Annotated in this window: 15 protein-coding genes and 1 pseudogene; 2 read left to right on the top strand and 14 right to left on the bottom strand. The window is 56.8% G+C overall.

Annotated elements, in window-relative coordinates:
• Positions 1-18: 18 nt before the first annotated feature.
• The 11 genes and pseudogenes from BLQ24_RS06315 to glpK form a co-directional block, all read right to left on the bottom strand.
• Complete coding sequence (locus BLQ24_RS06315) at positions 19-1,374, bottom strand: vWA domain-containing protein (RefSeq protein WP_090163807.1); 1,356 nt, start codon at positions 1,372-1,374, stop codon at positions 19-21.
• A gap of 31 nt (positions 1,375-1,405) precedes the next feature.
• Positions 1,406-2,386: a leucine-rich repeat domain-containing protein gene (locus tag BLQ24_RS06310; protein ID WP_090163805.1), complete on the bottom strand. Its 981-nt coding sequence runs from the start codon at positions 2,384-2,386 to the stop codon at positions 1,406-1,408.
• A 106-nt stretch (positions 2,387-2,492) separates the two neighbouring features.
• Positions 2,493-4,361: an excinuclease ABC subunit UvrC gene (gene uvrC, locus BLQ24_RS06305; protein ID WP_090163803.1), complete on the bottom strand. Its 1,869-nt coding sequence runs from the start codon at positions 4,359-4,361 to the stop codon at positions 2,493-2,495.
• A 1-nt stretch (position 4,362) separates the two neighbouring features.
• Positions 4,363-5,793: a D-alanyl-D-alanine carboxypeptidase family protein gene (locus BLQ24_RS06300; protein WP_090163801.1), complete on the bottom strand. Its 1,431-nt coding sequence runs from the start codon at positions 5,791-5,793 to the stop codon at positions 4,363-4,365.
• Positions 5,794-5,852: 59 nt separating this feature from the next.
• A complete protein-coding gene (serC, locus tag BLQ24_RS06295; protein ID WP_090163799.1) occupies positions 5,853-6,944 on the bottom strand; it encodes a 3-phosphoserine/phosphohydroxythreonine transaminase in 1,092 nt (363 codons plus the stop codon).
• 80 nt (positions 6,945-7,024) lie between these two features.
• A complete protein-coding gene (locus BLQ24_RS06290; RefSeq protein WP_090163797.1) occupies positions 7,025-8,200 on the bottom strand; it encodes an NAD(P)-dependent malic enzyme in 1,176 nt (391 codons plus the stop codon).
• Positions 8,201-8,389: 189 nt separating this feature from the next.
• Positions 8,390-9,394 (bottom strand): C40 family peptidase, encoded by a 1,005-nt coding sequence (locus tag BLQ24_RS10355; protein WP_090163795.1) that lies wholly within the window; start codon positions 9,392-9,394, stop codon positions 8,390-8,392.
• A 187-nt stretch (positions 9,395-9,581) separates the two neighbouring features.
• Positions 9,582-10,532 (bottom strand): diacylglycerol/lipid kinase family protein, encoded by a 951-nt coding sequence (locus BLQ24_RS06280; protein WP_090163793.1) that lies wholly within the window; start codon positions 10,530-10,532, stop codon positions 9,582-9,584.
• A gap of 16 nt (positions 10,533-10,548) precedes the next feature.
• Positions 10,549-11,388: a YihY/virulence factor BrkB family protein gene (locus BLQ24_RS06275; RefSeq protein ID WP_090163791.1), complete on the bottom strand. Its 840-nt coding sequence runs from the start codon at positions 11,386-11,388 to the stop codon at positions 10,549-10,551.
• Between the two features lie 33 nt (positions 11,389-11,421).
• Positions 11,422-12,012 (bottom strand): XTP/dITP diphosphatase, encoded by a 591-nt coding sequence (locus tag BLQ24_RS10350; protein WP_272867341.1) that lies wholly within the window; start codon positions 12,010-12,012, stop codon positions 11,422-11,424.
• A gap of 66 nt (positions 12,013-12,078) precedes the next feature.
• Positions 12,079-13,569: pseudogene (gene glpK / locus BLQ24_RS06270) on the bottom strand (glycerol kinase GlpK); the annotation flags it as partial.
• Positions 13,570-13,799: 230 nt separating this feature from the next.
• Here glpK and BLQ24_RS06265 point away from each other — a divergent pair.
• Entirely contained in the window at positions 13,800-14,762 is a 963-nt protein-coding gene (locus BLQ24_RS06265) for a DNA-methyltransferase (protein WP_090163787.1), read from the top strand.
• Positions 14,763-14,893: 131 nt separating this feature from the next.
• Complete coding sequence (locus BLQ24_RS06260; protein WP_090163785.1) at positions 14,894-15,844, top strand: AEC family transporter; 951 nt, start codon at positions 14,894-14,896, stop codon at positions 15,842-15,844.
• Position 15,845: 1 nt separating this feature from the next.
• On the opposite strand, the gene BLQ24_RS06255 is transcribed toward BLQ24_RS06260, so the two are convergent.
• The 3 genes from BLQ24_RS06255 to BLQ24_RS06245 all read right to left on the bottom strand — a co-directional run bounded on the left by BLQ24_RS06255 (position 15,846) and on the right by BLQ24_RS06245 (position 18,797).
• Entirely contained in the window at positions 15,846-16,769 is a 924-nt protein-coding gene (locus tag BLQ24_RS06255; protein WP_163427128.1) for a YitT family protein, read from the bottom strand.
• A gap of 169 nt (positions 16,770-16,938) precedes the next feature.
• Positions 16,939-17,760, bottom strand: coding sequence for an Mrp/NBP35 family ATP-binding protein (locus tag BLQ24_RS06250; RefSeq protein ID WP_090163781.1), 822 nt, complete (start codon positions 17,758-17,760; stop codon positions 16,939-16,941).
• 95 nt (positions 17,761-17,855) lie between these two features.
• The gene (locus BLQ24_RS06245) at positions 17,856-18,797 is read right to left on the bottom strand and encodes an AEC family transporter (protein ID WP_090163779.1); all 942 of its coding nucleotides are present in this window, start codon (positions 18,795-18,797) and stop codon (positions 17,856-17,858) included.
• Positions 18,798-19,141 lie beyond the last annotated feature (344 nt).

Here is a 19,141-nt window from a genome sequence, read left to right as displayed (position 1 = left end):
TTTTCTAAGCTCCTTCTGTTACATATCCGGAAGATCTTCCCACTGAATCAGATCTTCCAGTTCCTCGTCATCTTCCGCCGCCCGGTACAGATCCGGCAGATCCAGTTCCAGCCGGATCGCCCACGGAGGGGCCGGAAACAGTTCCGGCGCCTTGCCCAGGTACACAAAGGCCGTTTCGTAAGCCGGCCGCTTCTTCGGATAATGTCCCATGCCGTCGGTGAAATAGATCAGCCCCCGCAGATTGCGGAATTCTCCCCGCCGCACCATCTCGTCCGCATATTCGAACACCGGCCGGAAATCCGTGCCGTGTCCTCCTTTCAGCGTGAAGTGGCTCATATATTCCTTCAGATCATCCAGATCGTGGATGGCATCATCCGCCTCCACCCGGTTGTCGCACTGGATGATATGAATATTCACCTTTCTGGTGTAGGTCTCCGTGCTGTGCAGAATCGAGTAGGTGCAGGACAGAAACGCCTTGACCAGATCCCCGTTGGTGGACATGGAGGTGTCCACGGCGATGATCAGGTCTTCGATCCGCTTTTCCTCCCTCGTTTCCCGGGGCTCCACCAGAGGCATATTCCCGTAGAGCTGAAGACCGTAAGTATAGAAGATATAATCGAAGGAATCCGGGTCCGCCCTCATCACTTCCTTCGGCGCCGCGAAACGGCGCAGGAAAGAGCGGTAATCCACGTTCTCCCGGAGCTCCACATTGAGCTGCTCGATGACGGCCTTTCCGTTTCCGGATTCTGTCATGCCCCGCCCCTGATTCTGCTGGGTCTGCCGGCTGATTTTCTCCCATCTCTCGTCCTGTTCCTGCCGCTCCTGCTCCTGCTTCCGGGAACGGGGCGTCCAGTAATCATGGTCATCCACATGGAACGTCTTCCAGAGAGATTTTTTGTCCTCTTCCGTCAGCCCCTTCTTCCGCAGCAGGTGCAGGTACACCCCCTCTGCCGTGATCACCCGCATGGCGCCGGCACACTCCCGGAGAAATTTTTCCCGCAGAGGGTATCGTCCGACGGCAAGACAGTCGTAGTCCAGTTCCGCCAGCAGCGCCTCCACCGCCGCATCACAGGCAATATCCCAGAGGACCGGATCCTTCCCCCGGGCCTTCCAGATGTGACGCAGGATGCAGTGCAGGATCACATGAAGATACCCCCGGTTCACCCAACGGCGGGAGCGGAGATACCGGTCCTTCAGCCACCGCTCGTTGTACACCAGTTCCATTCCGTCTGTGGCCATACCCAGTGTGGCCCCGGCGTCTTCCCGGATCCCCAGAGAACAGAGGGGCACGTCCAGGTACGGCAGATTCATATACAGTTCATTTCTGACAGCGCGAAGAATTTCGTTTCCGATCTGTCCCTTCTCGTATGCCATGGATTCTCCCTTTGAATATTCTCTCTGCAGCCTATAAATCGAAGTTCTTCTTCCGGCCCGCCGGCACCAGCCCCCGGATCTGCTGCATCAGCACGGCCAGGCAGGCGGTGCGCCGGAGGGTGCGGGCCGTCTCACAGCCCCGGTCCAGTTCTGCCCGTTCCGCCGGCACCAGCTTCAGCATTTTTTCCAGCTGCCCCGGCGCATCTTCCCGGATCAGCCGGTCCAGAAGTTTCATCCGGTTCTTCGAAACGTATTTCTGATAGCCCTCCCGGAACCGATCCTGCAGGCCTTCCGGCCAGTACAGCCGGTACCAGGCCAGAGTCAGCAGTCCCTCCGGATCTTCCGCCTCGTGGCTCAGTGCATATTCCCATTCCCCGTCATACAGTCCGAAGGAGAGCTGCCCCCCGCGGAACAGATGGTGATACGGATAACCGAACCCCTCCGTATTGGTGACAAACTGACGGGCCGGTGTGTTCTCCGTCACCACTTCCAGGTATTCCGGGAACAGAAGCCGGGCGGTGCGTCCGTCCTCCCAGAAGATCCTCACGTCCAGTTCCGCACTGAAATGTTCACAGAGATAAGCCAGATTTCCCTGCCCTCCCTGCCAGCTGCGGATGATTATTTCATGCAGGGAGAACCAGTTCTGGCAGGCTTCGGCGCACCAGGTCACCGGCACATCGAAGAGTTCCAGTTTCTCCAGATCGTACATACCATGAAAAGCATATTCACCGATGAATCTTACACTTTCCGGCAGGGTCAGAGAGCGGATTCCGGCGTTGGACCATTTCTTTTCTCCGTCCCCGCCGGCCCCCTCCAGTTCGATCCAGGTTCCTTCTTCCTTTTCGGTATGATCCTTCGGTCCCATGGCGTAATTCCAGATCCCCGTCACAGGCACACCGCCGATCTCCGCCGGAAGAACCGCATCCCGGTCACAGGTCACGGCCCGGAGGAGCAGAATCCCTCCATCTTCTTCCACATATTTGATTTTCCAGTTTCCGTATCCCGAAAGCATTTTTTCTCCTGTGCCGGCGGTGCGTCCCTGTGCGGGATCTGCAGCTCTTCCCTGCTGCAAGACGCCTGCAAAAGCCCTCTTCCAAACGGCCTTCACCCTGCCCGGGCTATTTCACCGGCTTCTTATGTTTCTGAAAATAAGCGACGATATTCTCCGCCACATGCTGGGGGATGGATGGCACCTCCATCAGCTGGAGAACCGTCGCATTTCGTATGTTATCCACGGTTTTGAAATGATACAGCAGTTCATTCCGCCGCTTGGGTCCCACACCCTCGATATTATCCAGCACCGAGTGCATGGCGTTCTTCCCGTGCAGCTTATGATGGTAGGCGATGGCATAACGGTGCACTTCCTCCTGAATCGTTCCCGCATAGCGGAACAGGTCCGGCCGGGACCGGAGCGGAACCTCCCGCCCGTCCCGGAAAACCACCGCCCGGGTTCTGTGGCTGTCGTCCTTCGCCAGTCCCACCACCGGAATCTCCAGCTGCATGGCATCCAGTACATCGCAGGCGGCGCTCACCTGCCCCAGACCCCCGTCCATCATAATCATATCCGGCAGACGGATGAAGCCCGGGTCACCGGCCAGCGCCCGGCGGAACCGGCGGTACAGCACCTCCTGCAGGCTGCCGTAGTCGTCCGGGCCCTCCACCGTCTTGATTCTGAACCTGCGGTAATCCTTCCGGACCCGTTCCAGGCCGCTGAACACCACCATGGCGCCCACCGAATCCACACCGTTGGTATTGGAAATATCGTAGGATTCCACCCGGTAAGGCTTTCCTTCCCGTTCCGGATCCCGGTGAAATCCTCCTGCCTGCATCAGGCTCTCCATTTCCCGGTACACGGCTTCTTCCTGTTCCCGGTGGGTCTCCGCCCGCACCTGAAGCGTCTTCGTCATTTCCACCAGATCCCGCCGGGTCAGATCCATCAGCGCCCGCTTGCTGCCCCGCTTCGGCACATTGATATGCACCTTCCGGCCCTCCCGGCTCAGAAATTCTTCCAGCAGTTCCTTCTCCTCCGGTTCCTCGTCCACCAGGATTTCCCCGGGAACCCGGGCCCACTGACTGTAGTACTGTTTCAAAAACTCCCGGACCATATCCCCCCGGGTGTCCCCCTCATCCGACTGAATCGGGAATGTCTCCCGGCCGCTGAGCTTGCCGTCCCGCACCGGAAACAGCACGATGAACGAGCGGTCCCGGTCCTTCACCGCATGGACGATGTCCAGATCCTGATCGCTGATCATGGTGACCCGCTGGGTTTCTTTCAGAGACTTCACCGCCTGAATCATGTCCCGCCAGCGGGCGGCCTCTTCATACGCCATCTTCGCCGAGGCGTCCTGCATCCGCTTCGTGAGCAGGTCCACAAGAGGCTTGTCCTTTCCGGACAAAAATTGACTGATCTTCGCGATCGATTCATAATATTGATCTTTGTCCACATGGCCCAGGCAGACCCCCCGGCAGGCGCCGATATGATAGTTCAGACAAGGCCGGTGGTTTGGCGGAAACTCCGTCATGGAGCACCGCTTCAGGGAAAAGAGCTGATTCAGCAGGTCCACAATCTGATTCACGGCGCCGGCATCGCTGAAGGGACCGAAATAGCGGTTTCCGTCCCGGCTGATGCGGCGGGTCTTCACCACCCGGGGGTAGTCTTCACTGGTGGTGATCATGATGTACGGATAGGTCTTGTCATCCCGGAGCAGAACATTGTACTTCGGCATGTACTTCTTGATCAGATTGCACTCCAGAATGAGGGCCTCCATCTCACTGCCGCAGGTGATGTATTCAAACTCTGCGATGTGCCCCACCATCGCCTTCACTTTCGGACTGCTGTTCTGGTAGGAGGTCTGAAAGTATTGCCGCACCCGGTTGCGAAGGGAGATAGCCTTCCCGACGTAAATGACCTGTCCCAGTCTGTCCTTATGTAGATAAACTCCCGGGGAGTCCGGGAGTTTCTTCAGATTTTCCTGTATATCAAACATATCAGAATCGCCAGCCCCGCTGGTTCCGTTCCTCCTCTTCCATCATTTTCTGACGGGCGAGACGCTCGATCTTCCGCTGCCGGGCCAGCCGTCTCCGCCGCCGGTTCCGGGCCCGGATCGAAGCAATCCAGAGCAGGACGGCGACCACCGCCAGGAGCAGGAGGAGAATGACCACAGTTGCGAAATTGGAAATGCCCAGGTAGGACGGAAGCCAGCCCGGCAGCACATTCTCCCGCACCACGATCGGCACACTGTTCACCTGTTCGCCGCTGACGTAGATCCGGTAGGTGCCCACCCGCTGGCCGCTGACCAGAGGTGCCTTCACATTACTGTACAGGTCCGTCTTCGTGCTCACCAGCCGGGAAGATCCCTCCTTCGGCAGATAAGCGTACCCGGTTTCCCCGGTGTAGACATCCACGGAAGTCCTGGCTCCGTGACGCACATGGACTTTCCCCACATGGGTCCCCGCTTTCACCGCCACGATCCCCTGCACACTCTTCTTCGCATACTGAATAAGTGCCAGCAGATCCTTCTCCCGTTCCTTCTTCGTGTCCCCCAGCAGGATGATGAACAGCTGCAGGCCGTCCTTCCGGTATGCCACCGCCGTGCTGCAGTCATCATCTGACCAGAACCCGTTCTTCGCAGCATATACCCCGGAACCGGATTTGTTAATCAGTTCCGCCGTGTTCTTCATGGTGCGGGCGCCCGACTTGTTGGTGAGTCCCATATGGTAGACCTTCGTGCCGGCGATCTTCCGAATCGTGGGGTTGGAATAGGCCACCCGGGCGATCTGAAGGAAATCCGCCGCGGTGGTGTAATTATTCCGGTCGCTGATGCCGCTGGGATTGTCGAAATGGGTGTGCCGGCACTCGATGTTCTTCGCCGTCTCATTCATCATGGCCACGAAATCCTTCATCTTTCCGGTGCCGCTCACCGCTTCTCCCAGAGCGTAAGCCGCGTCATTTCCAGAAAGAATCAATGCGCCATAGAGCAGCTGTTCCACCGTCACCTGCTCCCCTTCCTTCAGTCCCATGCTGGTGTCCTTCTGGGAAGCCGCTTCCCGGGAGACAGTCACTTTCTGATCCAGCGGAGCGTTCTGCACCGCCAGCATGGCCGTCATCAGCTTCGTGATGCTGTAGGGGGAAAGCTTGTCATTCTTCCCCTTGGCGAATACGATCTCGTCTGTGTTTTCGCAGTAGACCACCGCCCCCTTCGCCGTCAGTTCCGGCTGATCCTGGGCATATACCCGGCCGCCCTGCCCCGGAACCGGCAGCAGCCCCGCTGCCAGAACCACTGTGAGGATGACAATCCAAAAACGGCCGAAGAAGCCGGACCGCCTCCGCTTCCCGGCTTCTTCGACCTGATGTGCAGTTATATTCCGGCGGCCCGGTTCCCGGGCCGCTTTCCGTCCAAATTCTCTGATTCCCTTCACCGGTATAGATCTCCTTCTATCGCACCTTGCCGATCAGGATCCGGAGAAGGAAAGCCCGATCAGCGGTTCTTCGCCTCGAACTGTTTCATGAATTCGATCAGCTTGTCTACACCTTCCGGCGGCATCGCATTGAAGATGCTGGCACGGATTCCGCCCACACTCCGGTGTCCCTTCAGATTGATCATGCCCTGTTCTTTCGCTTCGGCCACGAATTTCGCATCCAGTTCCGGATTACCGGTTACGAAGGTCACATTCATCAGAGAACGGTCCTCCGGTTCGATGCCGGTCCGGTAGAAGTCTGTGGAGTCCAGATAGTCATAGAGTTTTCCAGCCTTCTTCACATCGATTTCATGGATGGCCTTCACACCGCCGATAGACTTCAGATACTGGAAAACCAGCCCTGCCATGTAGATTGTGAAGCAAGGCGGCGTATTGTACATACTCCCCTTCTTCGCATGTGTGGCATAGTCCAGATAGATCGGGGTCTTCTCGTCAGCGAAGCCCAGCAGATCCTCCCGGACGATGACGATGGTCACCCCGGCCGGCGCCACATTCTTCTGGGCCCCCGCATAGATCAGACCAAACTTCGACACATCAACCTCTTCGCTCAGGAAACTGGAGGACATATCCGCCACCAGCGGAATGTCTCCGGTATCCGGGATGTAGTTAAAATGCGAACCATAGATTGTATTATTATAGCATATATAGACGTAATCCGCATCCTCCCGGAAGTCGTCCCGGCCGCATTTCGGAATGTAGCTGTAATGGTCCGGCTCCGAAGTGGCGGCAATCCGGATATCGCCGAACTTCGTAGCCTCCTCATAGGCCTTCTTCGCCCAGTTGCCGGTGATGATATAATCCGCCTTCTTCGACTTCCGGAGCAGATTCATCGGTACCATGGAAAACTGCAGCGTGCCGCCGCCCTGGAGGAACAGAACCTTGTAATTGTCCGGAATCTTCAGCAGATCTCTGAGATCCGCCTCCGCCCGGTCGATGATTTCCTGGTATTCCGCAGATCGGTGACTCATCTCCATGACGGACTCTCCGGTGCCGTGATAGTTCAGCAGTTCATCTCTGGCTTTCTCCAGAACCGGAACCGGCAGCATGGACGGCCCCGCAGAGAAATTGTACACACGATCATACTTACTCATGACTTACTCCCCTCTGTCAGAAAAAACAATTTTTATGGAAAGTATAGCACGCTTCTTCATCACTGTAAACAATTAACGTCTTAGATTCTCGCCACACCGGACTGCCGGGCCGCTTCCGCCACGGCCTTCGCCACCGCCGGTCCCACCGCCGGATCGAAGGCCTTCGGAATGATGTTGTCCGCATTCAGTTCTTCCGCCGGGATCAGGTCCGCCAGCGCCTTCGCCGCAGCCATCTTCATCTCCTCATTGATGTCCTTCGCCCGGACATCGAAGGCGCCCCGGAAGATGCCCGGGAAAGCCAGCACGTTGTTAATCTGATTCGGGAAATCAGAACGGCCGGTGGAGATCACCACCGCGCCGGCGGCCTTCGCCTCATCCGGGAAGATTTCCGGTGTCGGGTTGGCACAGGCGAAAATAATCGCATCCCGGTTCATGCTTCTGACCATTTCCTGGGTCACCAGCCCCGGAGCGGAGACACCGATGAAGACGTCCGCCCCCTTCATCACATCGGCCAGAGATCCCTTCTCTCCCTGCAGATTGGTCACTTCCGCCATCTCTTCCTTGATCCAGTTCATACCTTCCTTCCGGCCCCGGTAGATGGCACCGTGCCGGTCCGTCATAACGATATTCTTCACACCGGCAGAGAGCAGCAGCTTCGTGATGGAAATCGCCGCTGCGCCGGCGCCGGAAGTCACCACCTTGATTTCATCCATTTTCTTGCCTACCACCTTCAGGGCATTGGTGAGCCCCGCCAGGGTGATGACCGCCGTGCCGTGCTGGTCGTCATGGAAAATCGGAATGTCACACTTCTCCTTCAATTTCCGCTCGATTTCAAAGCAGCGGGGAGCGGAGATATCCTCCAGATTCACACCGCCGAAGGAACCGGAAATCATGTAGATTGTATTCACGATTTCGTCCACATCGTTGGACCGGATGCAGAGCGGGAAGGCGTCCACATCGGCAAACTCCTTGAACAGCACGCATTTCCCTTCCATAACCGGCATCCCTGCCACCGGACCGATATTGCCGAGGCCCAGAACGGCGGAACCGTCCGTGATCACTGCACACATATTCCATCTTCTGGTCAGTTCGTAGCTCTTATCCGGGTCCTTCTGAATCTCCAGGCAAGGCTGCGCAACCCCCGGCGTATAAGCCAGAGACAGATCATCCTTGTCCTTCACCGGAACCCGGGAGATCACCTCGATCTTTCCATTCCATTCGCCATGCAGTCTGAGCGATTCCTTCGCATAATCCATTGTTCTGTTCCTCCTGTGTATCCGAATATTTCGGCTGTGAATTCAGTTCACCGGCTTCGACCGGAAGCCTCATACATCCTATAGCAATTCCGTTGAAAATGCAAGAAAAAGCCCGGGGGCCGCGCTCTTCTGCGCAGCCCCCGGGGACGATCGACATGTCTGTTATCTGTCAGAGGACGGTCCTCCGTTCTACTTCGTTACAAATCTCGTGGCGCTGTACGGACGACCTGTGTAGTACATGGACGTCATCCGGATGCCGATTCTCGGATTCACCGCATGAACCACCATGCCGTTTCCGGCGTAGATGGCCACATGGCCCGGATAATGCAGCTCGTCTCCCGGCTTCAGATTACGCAGGGAAACTCTCTTTCCCACAGCACTCTGTCCGACCCGCGGCAGGTTGACGCCGAAGTGACGGTATACCGAGTACACGAATCCGCTGCAGTCCGCACCGTGCTTCAGACTGGTGCCGCCCCAGCGGTACGGATTGCCGATCCAGTTGGTTGCAAAATCCACAACCTTGTGTCCGGAAGTGCCCCGAACCAGGTACCCTCTCCGGGAACGAACCGAACCGGTTCCCACATAGGTCACCTTCGTCTTCGGCTTCTGCACCAGCTCTGTGGAAAGCTTCTCAGAAGAAGCGGTGGCGCCGTTTTTCTTCACCAGCCGGTAGGAAGTAACCCGCTTGCCGTAGACACCGCCCTTCACCTTCTTCGTGGTCTTCCGAAGAGAGTCGGTCTTCACAGTTCTCTTCCGGTACTGCAGAAGATCCGTCTTCTGGTAGTTCTCCACGGTGGTAATGTCAATATAATGATTATCTACAATCTGCTTCAGGAATTCCGTGTAGGAATACACCGTTCCGTTGCCCGCTTCCGTCTTCTCGGAATCGGTGCGGATTCCCTCCCGGGAAGAAACATCGACTGACTCTACGCCGGATCCTGTCTCCTTCACATAGGATGCCAGATCGGTTCTGATCTCCGCCGGTGTCTTCGCGGTATCGGTATATAAAGACACTGTCTTACCGGTGGACGGATCAGTGATCTGCACCTGATAGCCCATGCTCTCCTGCGCCTTCACGCGGGAATAGCCCGTCAGGCCCAGCGCTGCCGCTGCCATCGCCACTGCGATGATCACAACTGCAATCCGCCGCCCTGCCGCATGCTGTTTCAGATGTTTCTGACTGCTGCCCATCATAAATTCAATATCCTTTCGTCCGGAAATAACTCGTTTAACTGTTACCCATAGTAGCAGTTAATTCTTAAGATGTCAACGCATTTCTTAAGAATTGGACGGTGCCGTGCATCCGTTACTCCCGTTCAGACATTGAATTTTCAACGTTTATAATTCTTTAGACTCTCTTGATTTTCTTAAGAAACTTTCTTTAAACGACCTGGTTGAACGGATCCATCAGGCGGTGAACCGGCGCACCGGGTTTCTCATGATCATTCACCAGAATCGACACCGCACTGAAGTGGTTCACAATGTCGATATCCCGGGCGCCGGCCTGGTACTCCCCGTCCAGCGTCCACGGCATATCCGGGTCCGCCGTGATCTCCAGATGGCTGGTGCTGAAGAAATCAATCAGCGGACAATTGTCGTAATTCTGGCTGGTCAGCGCCATCAGAATCTGCTGCAGCTCAATGATGTTGGACGGGCTCTTGATCAGCAGTACTTCGAACACCCCGTCATTCATGTTCACCAGATCCGCTCTGAGGGTCAGCACCCCGCCCATGGAGGTGGAATTGCAGATCGCACCGAAAAGGTACTTTCCGGCATAGATATGTCCGTCCTCATTCATGAACTTCATTTCCACGGAGCGGATGGTCAGCACGTCCCGGATGCCCCCCAGAATATACGCCAGGTGGCCCAGCGAATTCTTCAGACCCTGGGGCACGTCATAGGAAGTGTTCGTGAATGCGCCGAAGGAAGCTACATAGGAGAAATACCGGCCGTTGAAACTGCCGATATCGATGGTCTCCGGCTTCCCCTCCACCACATCATAGGCTGCCTGCAGCAGATCCGTGGAAAGTTTCAGACTGGAAGCGAAGTCGTTGGTCGTTCCCGCCGGCAGATAACCGATGGGCACTTTCACCCCGGACTCCATGACGCCGGCCACCACTTCATTGAAGGTGCCGTCTCCCCCGGAGGCCACGACGACGTCCGCATCCTTCGCCCGCTCCCGGGCGATCTTCGTGCCGTCCCCCGGCCCGGTGGTGGCTGCCACCACCACTTCATAGTCCGCACGGCAAAATATTTCCACAATATCTCCCAGATACTTCGCACCCTGCCGGGTCCCCGAGTACAGATTCGTGATCAGCAGCAGTCTCTTCATAAATTCACCTTATTCTTCATTCGTTTTCTTTTCTCGCCTTCATATCCCTGGTATCCCGCCAGAGCTTATTGAACAATATGCCCAGCACCAGCACCCAGGACAGCAGATAAAGCCAGAACAGCACCGCTGCCACCGATGACAGGGAGCCGTAGATCAGACCGTAATCCACCACATAATTAGTGTAGATCGAGTAGAACACCGTCACCACCAGCATGCCCACCGAAGCCATAATACTCCCCGGCAGCAGATCCCGCACGTTCATCTTCTTCAGCGGGAGCAGATAATAGTCGAACACAATGACCAGGAAGTACAGCACCAGTGCCAGAGGCCACCGGAGCCAGGACCACAGCCGGGAGATCATGGACGTCTGAATCACCCGGCCGAAGACCAGCCGGAGAATCATCTGGCCGTATACCAGAATCACCACCACGAAGACCAGTGTGAGCACAGTCAGGGACATGGTTCCCAGGGACCGCCACCGTTCCTTGAAGAAGTTCCCTGTTGTGCGGCCGCTGCTGTACGTGTAATTGGCGATCCGCATCAGAGCGAACTGGGCCCGGGAGGCGGACCACATCGCCATGGCGATCAGGATGATGTTATTCCCCGTGGAGGACCGGTTCTCCAGAAATGCCTTCAGCGTCGCCGCCATGTTCGGCGTCACATACCGGTCCAGCCAGATAAACAGGAAATCCAGGGATGTGATGCCCAGCACATTGAGGATCTGCATGAGAATGATGACCGTCGGAACAATGGAAAGCAGCAGATAGAAGGCGATCTGCGCCGCAAACCCCTGATAATACGGGTCCGCAAACTGCCTGATTCCCATTCTCACCATTATCCGGATCCGTTCTTTCATACGAGTCCTCTCCGTCTGCTCCAGCACAATTTTCTATTCTTTCATCGCTTTCAGTTTCCGGGCAAGTTCCGCCAGCGCCCGGGAGCGGTGACTGATCTGATTCTTCACTTCCTGAGAAATCTGAGCGAACGTCTCCGTCTGTCCGTCCGGCAGGAACAGCGGATCGTAACCGAAACCGCCGGTGCCTCTCCGTTCTTCCAGCAGATGTCCCTCACATTCTCCCCGGGCCGTGATTTCCCGGCCGTCCGGCCATACCAGTGCGATAACCGACACGAAGCGGCAGGTCCGCTGCGCCCGGGGAACGCCCTTCATCTCCTCCAGCAGCTTGTCATTATTCTTCTCATCATCACACGGTTCGCCGGCAAAACGTGCCGAGTAGACCCCAGGCCGGCCTCCCAACCGGTCCACCGCCAGCCCGGAATCATCGGCAATGGCCGGTTTCCCGGTCCGCTCCGCAATGGCCCGGGCCTTCTTCAGCGCATTCTCCTCGAAGGTTTCTCCGTCCTCTTCCACATCGAAATCCTCCGGCACCCCGGCATCCCGGCGGGAGATCACCCGCATACCGAATCCCCTGGTGATCGCTTCCATCTCCCGGATCTTGTTCTCGTTCTTGGAAGCGGCAATGATGGTTTCCGGAAGTTCCGCTTCCGGATGAACTTCCGGTTCCTTCCGGCCGGCCTCTTCTTCGCTGTCATCGGCCCAGGCCAGCGCACAGCGCACCGCCCGTTTCCAGCCGCCGATCTTCCGCTGCCGCTCCGCCCCGCTGATTTCCGGGGCGAAGGACCGGTCCTCCGTCCAGTTCCGGAGCACATCATCCCGGCTCGCCCAGAACCCGACCGCCAGCCCCGCCAGATAAGCGGCACCCAGGGCCGTGGTCTCCACACAGGCCGGGCGGACGACTTCCGCCCCGCTGATATCGGCCTGAAGCTGCATCAGCAGATTGTTCTTCGAGGCTCCTCCATCCACCTTCACCCGTCCAGACAGCATGCCGGAGTCCGCCTTCATGGCCTCCAGCACGTCATTCACCTGATAAGCCAGAGATTCCAGGGTGGCACGGATAATATGCGACTTATTCACCCCCCGGGAAAGCCCCACAATGGTGCCCCGGGCGTACTGATTCCAGTACGGGGCACCCAGCCCCGTGAAAGCCGGAACCACATAGCAGCCGTTGGTGTCCGGCACCTTCCCCGCCATATATTCCGAATCCGCAGCGGAATCAATCAGCCGGAGTTCGTCCCGCAGCCACTGGATCGCCGCACCGGCCACGAAGATTGAACCCTCCAGCGCATAGGTGACCCTGCCGCTGATGCCCCACGCAATGGTGGTGACCAGACCATTCCGGCTCATAACCGGCTGATCTCCGGTGTTCATCAGCAGAAATCCCCCGGTTCCGTATGTATTCTTCACATCCCCCGGCTCGAAACAGGTCTGTCCGAACAGGGCGCACTGCTGGTCTCCGGCTGCGCCGCCGATGGCGATGGGCGCCCCGAAAAGCCGGGGATCCGTATATCCCAGCACCTCACTGGAGGACCGGACTTCCGGCAGCATACATACCGGAATATCCAGTTCCCGGAGAATCTCCCGGTCCCATTCCAGGGTGTGAATATTGAACATCATCGTCCGGGAAGCATTGGAATAATCTGTGGCATGAACTTTCCCTTTCGTCAGATTCCAGATCAGCCACGTCTCCACCGTGCCGAACAGCAGCTCCCCGTTCTCCGCCCGTTCCCGGGCCCCTTCCACGTGGTCCAGAATCCACCGGAGCTTCGTGGCGGAGAAATAGGCGTCGATCTCCAGACCGGTCTTCTGCCGGTAGACTTCTGTCAGGCCCTTCTCCCGGAGACTGTCTGCGTATTCGGATGTTCTGCGGCACTGCCACACAATGGCATTGTACACCGGCTCTCCTGTCTTCCGGTCCCAGACAATGGTGGTCTCCCGCTGATTGGTGATGCCGATGGCCGCAATATCTTCTGCCGTGGCGCCGACCTTCGCCATCGCCTCCACCGCCACACCCACCTGGGTGGACCAGATCTCGTTCGCATCGTGTTCCACCCAGCCCGGGTGAGGAAAGATCTGCCGGAATTCCTTCTGTGCCACACTGACCATGCTGCCGGACCGGTCGAACAGAATACAGCGGTTGCTGGTGGTACCGGCATCCAGCGCCATAACATACTTCGCCATTACGATATGCCTCCTCTTCTAATAACAATTGATTATACCATGTCAGGGTCAGTGGAACAATCGAATGTATTCTATATCATATCCCTGCATAAGTATGCGCCCCGGCCCCTCCATCCGGTCCCCCCAGCCCGCCGCTTCTGTTTCCATGACCCGAAGAATCATGCTATAATATTGGTTGTTTATTCACCGGAACCGGGAAACCGTTCCGGCAGCGGAAGAATGGGGGATATATGAAGAGACCGGAAACGAAAAAGCAGAATACAGGAAAAGCCCCGAGAAACAAGACGCTGGATCGTCCGGTTTCGGAGCTCGGTCCTTATCTGGACCGGACCGTGACCCTGTCCGGCCCGGCGGACAGTCTCACAGACCTGAAGGATCACACGATTCTGGGGGACACCCTGGCGGTGATGCCCCTCCTTCCGGCCGGATGTGCAGATCTCATCATCGCCGATCCGCCCTACAATCTTTCCAAGCATTTCAACGATGCGACATTCCGCCGCACCGATGACGGATCCTACGAAACGTACACCCGCCGCTGGATGAGCGAGGCGAAGCGGCTGCTCAGGCCAGGCGGCTCTGTCTACGTGTGCTGCGACTGGCGGAGCAGCCTGGTGATCGGCCGGGTCATGGCGGACTTTTTTGTCCTCCAAAACCGCATCACCTGGGAGCGGGAGAAAGGCCGGGGTGCGGCGTCCAACTGGAAGAATTCCATGGAGGACATCTGGTTCGCCACCGCCGGCGAAAAGTATTATTTCAACCTGGATGCCGTGCGTCTCCGCCGGCGGGTTCTGGCCCCTTACCGGGAGAACGGCCGGCCCAGGGACTGGCGGGAGGATAAATCCGGAAAATGGCGGGACACCTGTCCCTCCAATTTCTGGGACGATATCACCGTTCCCTTCTGGTCCATGGCCGAAAACACCGGCCATCCGACCCAGAAGCCCGAGAAACTGGCGGCGAAGATGATTCTGGCCAGTTCCCGGCCCGGGGACCTGGTGCTGGATCCTTTCCTGGGCTCCGGCACCACCAGCGTGACGGCGAAGAAGCTGGGGCGCCGCTATCTGGGTATTGAGCGGGACCCTCAGTACTGCGCCTGGGCGGAGGTCCGCCTGGAACGGGCGGAAACGGACCGCCGGATTCAGGGCTACGAGGACGGCGTATTCTGGGAACGAAACAGCGGCCCGATGCGGAAGTAGTTTTTTGCCCGACACGGGGATGCCCAGGGATTTCCCGGGACGCTGCCCCAGTGCGCCGGGAAGACAGGGAAGGCACCGGCAGACGACATAGAGAAAACCGAAGAATCGAAAGCAGAGGGAGAAGAAACAGAATGTTAACTGTATTTACAAAAGTGATGACGATCTTCGTGATGATCGGCGCAGGATATCTGGCAAACAAGGTGAAAATACTGCCGGATCAATCCACTCCCTACCTGACCAGTCTTCTGATCAATATCTCCACGCCCTGCCTCGTCATCAGTTCCATGACCGCCATGTCCCTGACCCGGGAGACACTGACCGAAACCCTGGAGGTGCTGGTGGTCAATGCGGCCTGCATGCTGATCACCGGCGCCGTCTCCTGGGTCGTCATCAAACTGCTCCGGTACGAGCCGAAGGAGGACCGGGGCATCCTCATGGCCGTCATGACCTCCATCAACACCGGGTTCCTGGGATTTCCGGTGGCGAAGGCCATCTTCGGCAATGATATTTTCTTCCTCTTCGTCATTCAGAACATCAACCTGAACATCTATATGTACAGTCTTCAGGTTCTGCAGATGAACTACGGCAGGAAGGGCGGTGTCCACCCGAAGCAGATCCTGCGGGCCATGGCCACCATGCCCATGTTCGCCACCATCCTGGGGTGTGTCCTGCTGTTTGCGGGCATCAAACTGCCGGGACCGGTATCCTCCTTTGTGGGTACCATGGGGGATATGACAATTCCCCTGTCCATGGTGCTGGTGGGGGTGCTTCTGGGCAAAAGTCCCCTGCTCACGATCGTCCGGAACTACAAGCTGGTGATCGTCTGTCTGACTGCGGAAATTCTGATGCCGTTCCTCACCTTCTTCCTGGTCAACTGGCTGCCGATCACCCCGGAGGCGAAGCTGACCTGTATCTACGCCGAAGCGTTCCCTTGTGCGGTGCTGACCGCCGCCGTGGCCGAACAGCAGCATCTGAACGGTCACCTGGCGTCGGAAGGCGTCGCCCTCTCCACACTGATTTCCCTGGGAACCCTGCCGGTGGTCAGCATGATTCTGATGCACCTCTACGGCGGACTAATCTGATCTATTTCTTTTTCACCAGCCGGCCGGCTCTGCGTTCTCCCCGGTCCGGCTGGTACATATCGTCATCCAGCCAGAGGGTGTAGCCGTTGCCGTTCACCTCACTGACACTGCTGATGGTGAGAAACGCTTTTTCATCGAACTGGAACACGGCGTTCTTCACCGCATTGATGTTCCGAGCTGAAGTCACACAGACCAGTGTGTCCTGTTCCTCTCCCAGATATCCCGTCTTCGAATGCAGGAAAGTGGATCCCAGTCCCATCTGCATCAGGCGCTCGTTGATCTCCTGATTGGCCTTGGAGAAGATCAGCATCTGAACGCCGCCCTGATCGAACACCAGAATCTTGTTCATCACCACACTGTAGATCAGCGCATAGATAATGCCCAGAATGACACCGTTGGATTTCGTGAACGGAATCTGGATGATGAAAATGGTGAAATCGATGGCATACATGACCGGCGCCACCGGCAGCCCGAATTTCGAATGCAGGATAATCGGCGGCACATCAATGCCGCCGGTGGATCCCCCCGCCCGGATGATGATACCCAGACCCAGACCGTCCAGCAGGCCGGCGCAGATGGCGGCGATCAGCGGATCATCCACCAGATGATGAAGCATGGTCAGATGATTGAAGAACTGCAGACAGATCGGGAATGCGAAAGTGCCCACGATGATGGTGGCGGCGAATCGCTTTCCCATAATGAATAGTCCTACCAGGAAAATCAGAATATTGACCGCATACACCACCATATTCAGATTCGCACCGAAGAAATACTGAAAAAACTTCGCAATACCCGACACTCCGGAAACCACCATGCCGTATGGCAGTGCGAAACATGCGATCGCCGCCGCATTCAGTGCATTGCCCAGCACCAGCAGCAGAAATGTAATGACCGCTTTCCACGGTCCGTTTTTCATTTTCTTCATACTCCCTCCATTTCTCCGGCGCATCCGGATTTCTGCCCGCTTCCCTGCATCCGGGCGAAAAAAATCGGCCCAGGCCCGTTTCCGGGCCATGAACCGTACTTGCTCACCCGCATGAATGCGGGATCTTTTCTTCGTTAATTATAAGTCAGGGAATTACCTCCGTCAACCTCTACTCCGCCAGCTTCGCTGCCAGCTCGTCCATATCCCGGCTGACATACGTCTCGATGACGCCGTCGTCACAGGCTCTGGCCACCGCCGGATCCATCGGCAGCTTCACCACATTCGGGATTCCGTGGGCCTTCGCCACCTCATCGATGCGGCTTTCTCCGAAGATCTGATGCTTCTTCCCGCAGTCCGGGCACTGGAAGTAGGACATATTCTCCACGATGCCCAGCACCGGAACATTCATCATCGCCGCCATGTTATAGGCCTTCTCCACGATCATCTCCACCAGCTGCTGCGGGGATGTGACAATGATAATCCCGTCCAGCGGAAGGGACTGATAGACCGTCAGCGGCACGTCACCGGTTCCCGGCGGCATATCCACATACATGACATCCACATCTCCCCAGACTACATCGGACCAGAACTGCTCAACCACCCCGATCAGCACCGGGCCTCTCCAGATAACCGGATCTGTCTCATTCTCCAGCAGCAGATTCGTGGACATAATCTCGATCCCCGTTTCGGACTTCACCGGAATAATCTGCTCGTCGCTGGTTCCCATCGGCCGCTCCGTAATGCCGAACGCCTTCGGAATGGACGGTCCGGTCAGGTCCGCATCCAGAACAGCCACGTTCTTCCCTGCCCGGCGGGTCGCCGCAGCCAGCATGGAAGTGACAGAGGATTTACCCACTCCGCCCTTGCCGCTCACCACACCGATCACCTTCCGGACATTCGATCTCTTATTCATCGGCGCCTTCTTCGGACCCTGGTCCCCGCAGCTGCCGTTGGAACCGCAATGATCGCAATCATGATTGCACTCAGCCATAATTAATCTCCTTCTAACTAAACTCTTCTTCACCGGCACACCGCCGGCATCCGACTATACAGAATCTACTTACCCGCTCTCCGGACACCAAAACCCTAGAACATTCCAAGGTTTTTGTAAAAGAACAACCACAGCACAATGGTCCCCACCGACAGCGCCGAAGTGAAAACCACCGTATTCCCCGCCAGTTCTCCGTCGCAGTCCATCGCCTGGGCCATGGTGAAAGAGGATACCGCCGCCGGCCCGCAAAGCATCACCGTCAGCGTGGCGAAGTGAATGCCCCGGATCCCCAGCGGCACGGCGATGGCGGTCCAGATGGCCGGTACGATCAGGAGCCGGGTCAGCACCGTGATCACCAGCTGCCGCTTCTCCGCCCTGACAGACTGAAAACTGATGGATGCCCCCAGAATAATCAGCGCCAGCGGCGAGGCCACATCGGCCATATCGTTGATCACCCCCCGGAGTATCGGGTGCAGCGGGATGTGGAGAGCGACAAAAAGAAACCCGGCAATCGTTCCGTCAATGATCGGGTTGGTCAGCACGCCTTTCAGAATGCTGCGGATATCAATGGTTCCGCCCCGGAACGTTTCCAGCACCACCACCGCCGCCACATTGAACACCGGCACCACCACCACCAGAACGGCGGCAATCTCTCCCATGCGGGCCTGTCCGAACAGATTCGTCACGATCGGCAGTCCCATCAGCACGAAATTACTCCGAAAAGAGGCCTGCACCATCACCGCCACCGTCCGGGGATCCTTCTCGATCCGCCGGAAAACCAGCGAAGAAATCAGCGCCGTGGCCACAATCGTGAAAACACAAAAAAAGACGAATCCCCAGCTCATCCCTTTGGACATGTCTGATTCCCACACATTCCGGAACATCATCGGCGGAAAAAACATATTGAACGTGAACTTATTAAACTTCTTCACTTCCTCGGTAGTGAGCCAGCCGATCTTCTTCACACCCATTCCGATCAGAATCATCATGAAAACCGGCAGAACGGCACGGAGACAAATTACAAAATTCGCATACATATATCAACTTTCAATTATCAACTCTCAACCTGCAAACGCAAAGTATTATAGCATATCCCGTCCGGAATGTATACAGCGTCCCCCGGGCTGCTGCTCACCGTTCGACCTGTCACCGGAATCTTGATTATTTATTCTGAATCCATAAAATATTGAAAAATTTTTCGAAAATGTATTGACATGAAAACATTCTGTCCCTATAATGAAGACAACAAAAGAAAGAAAGGAGCTGATACCAATGGGAATCAGAACGAATGGTTCAGGTGACATCTCAGGGCACGGCTCCGGCTTTCGGAAAATCGCATAGAAGGGTCACAAATCGAACAGAATTTTGACTGAGACGGAAG

The sequence above is a fragment of the Eubacterium pyruvativorans genome (assembly GCF_900102225.1).
Lineage (GTDB): Bacteria > Bacillota > Clostridia > Peptostreptococcales > Anaerovoracaceae > Aminicella > Aminicella pyruvativorans.
This window is presented reverse-complemented; position numbering and strand designations above follow the sequence as displayed.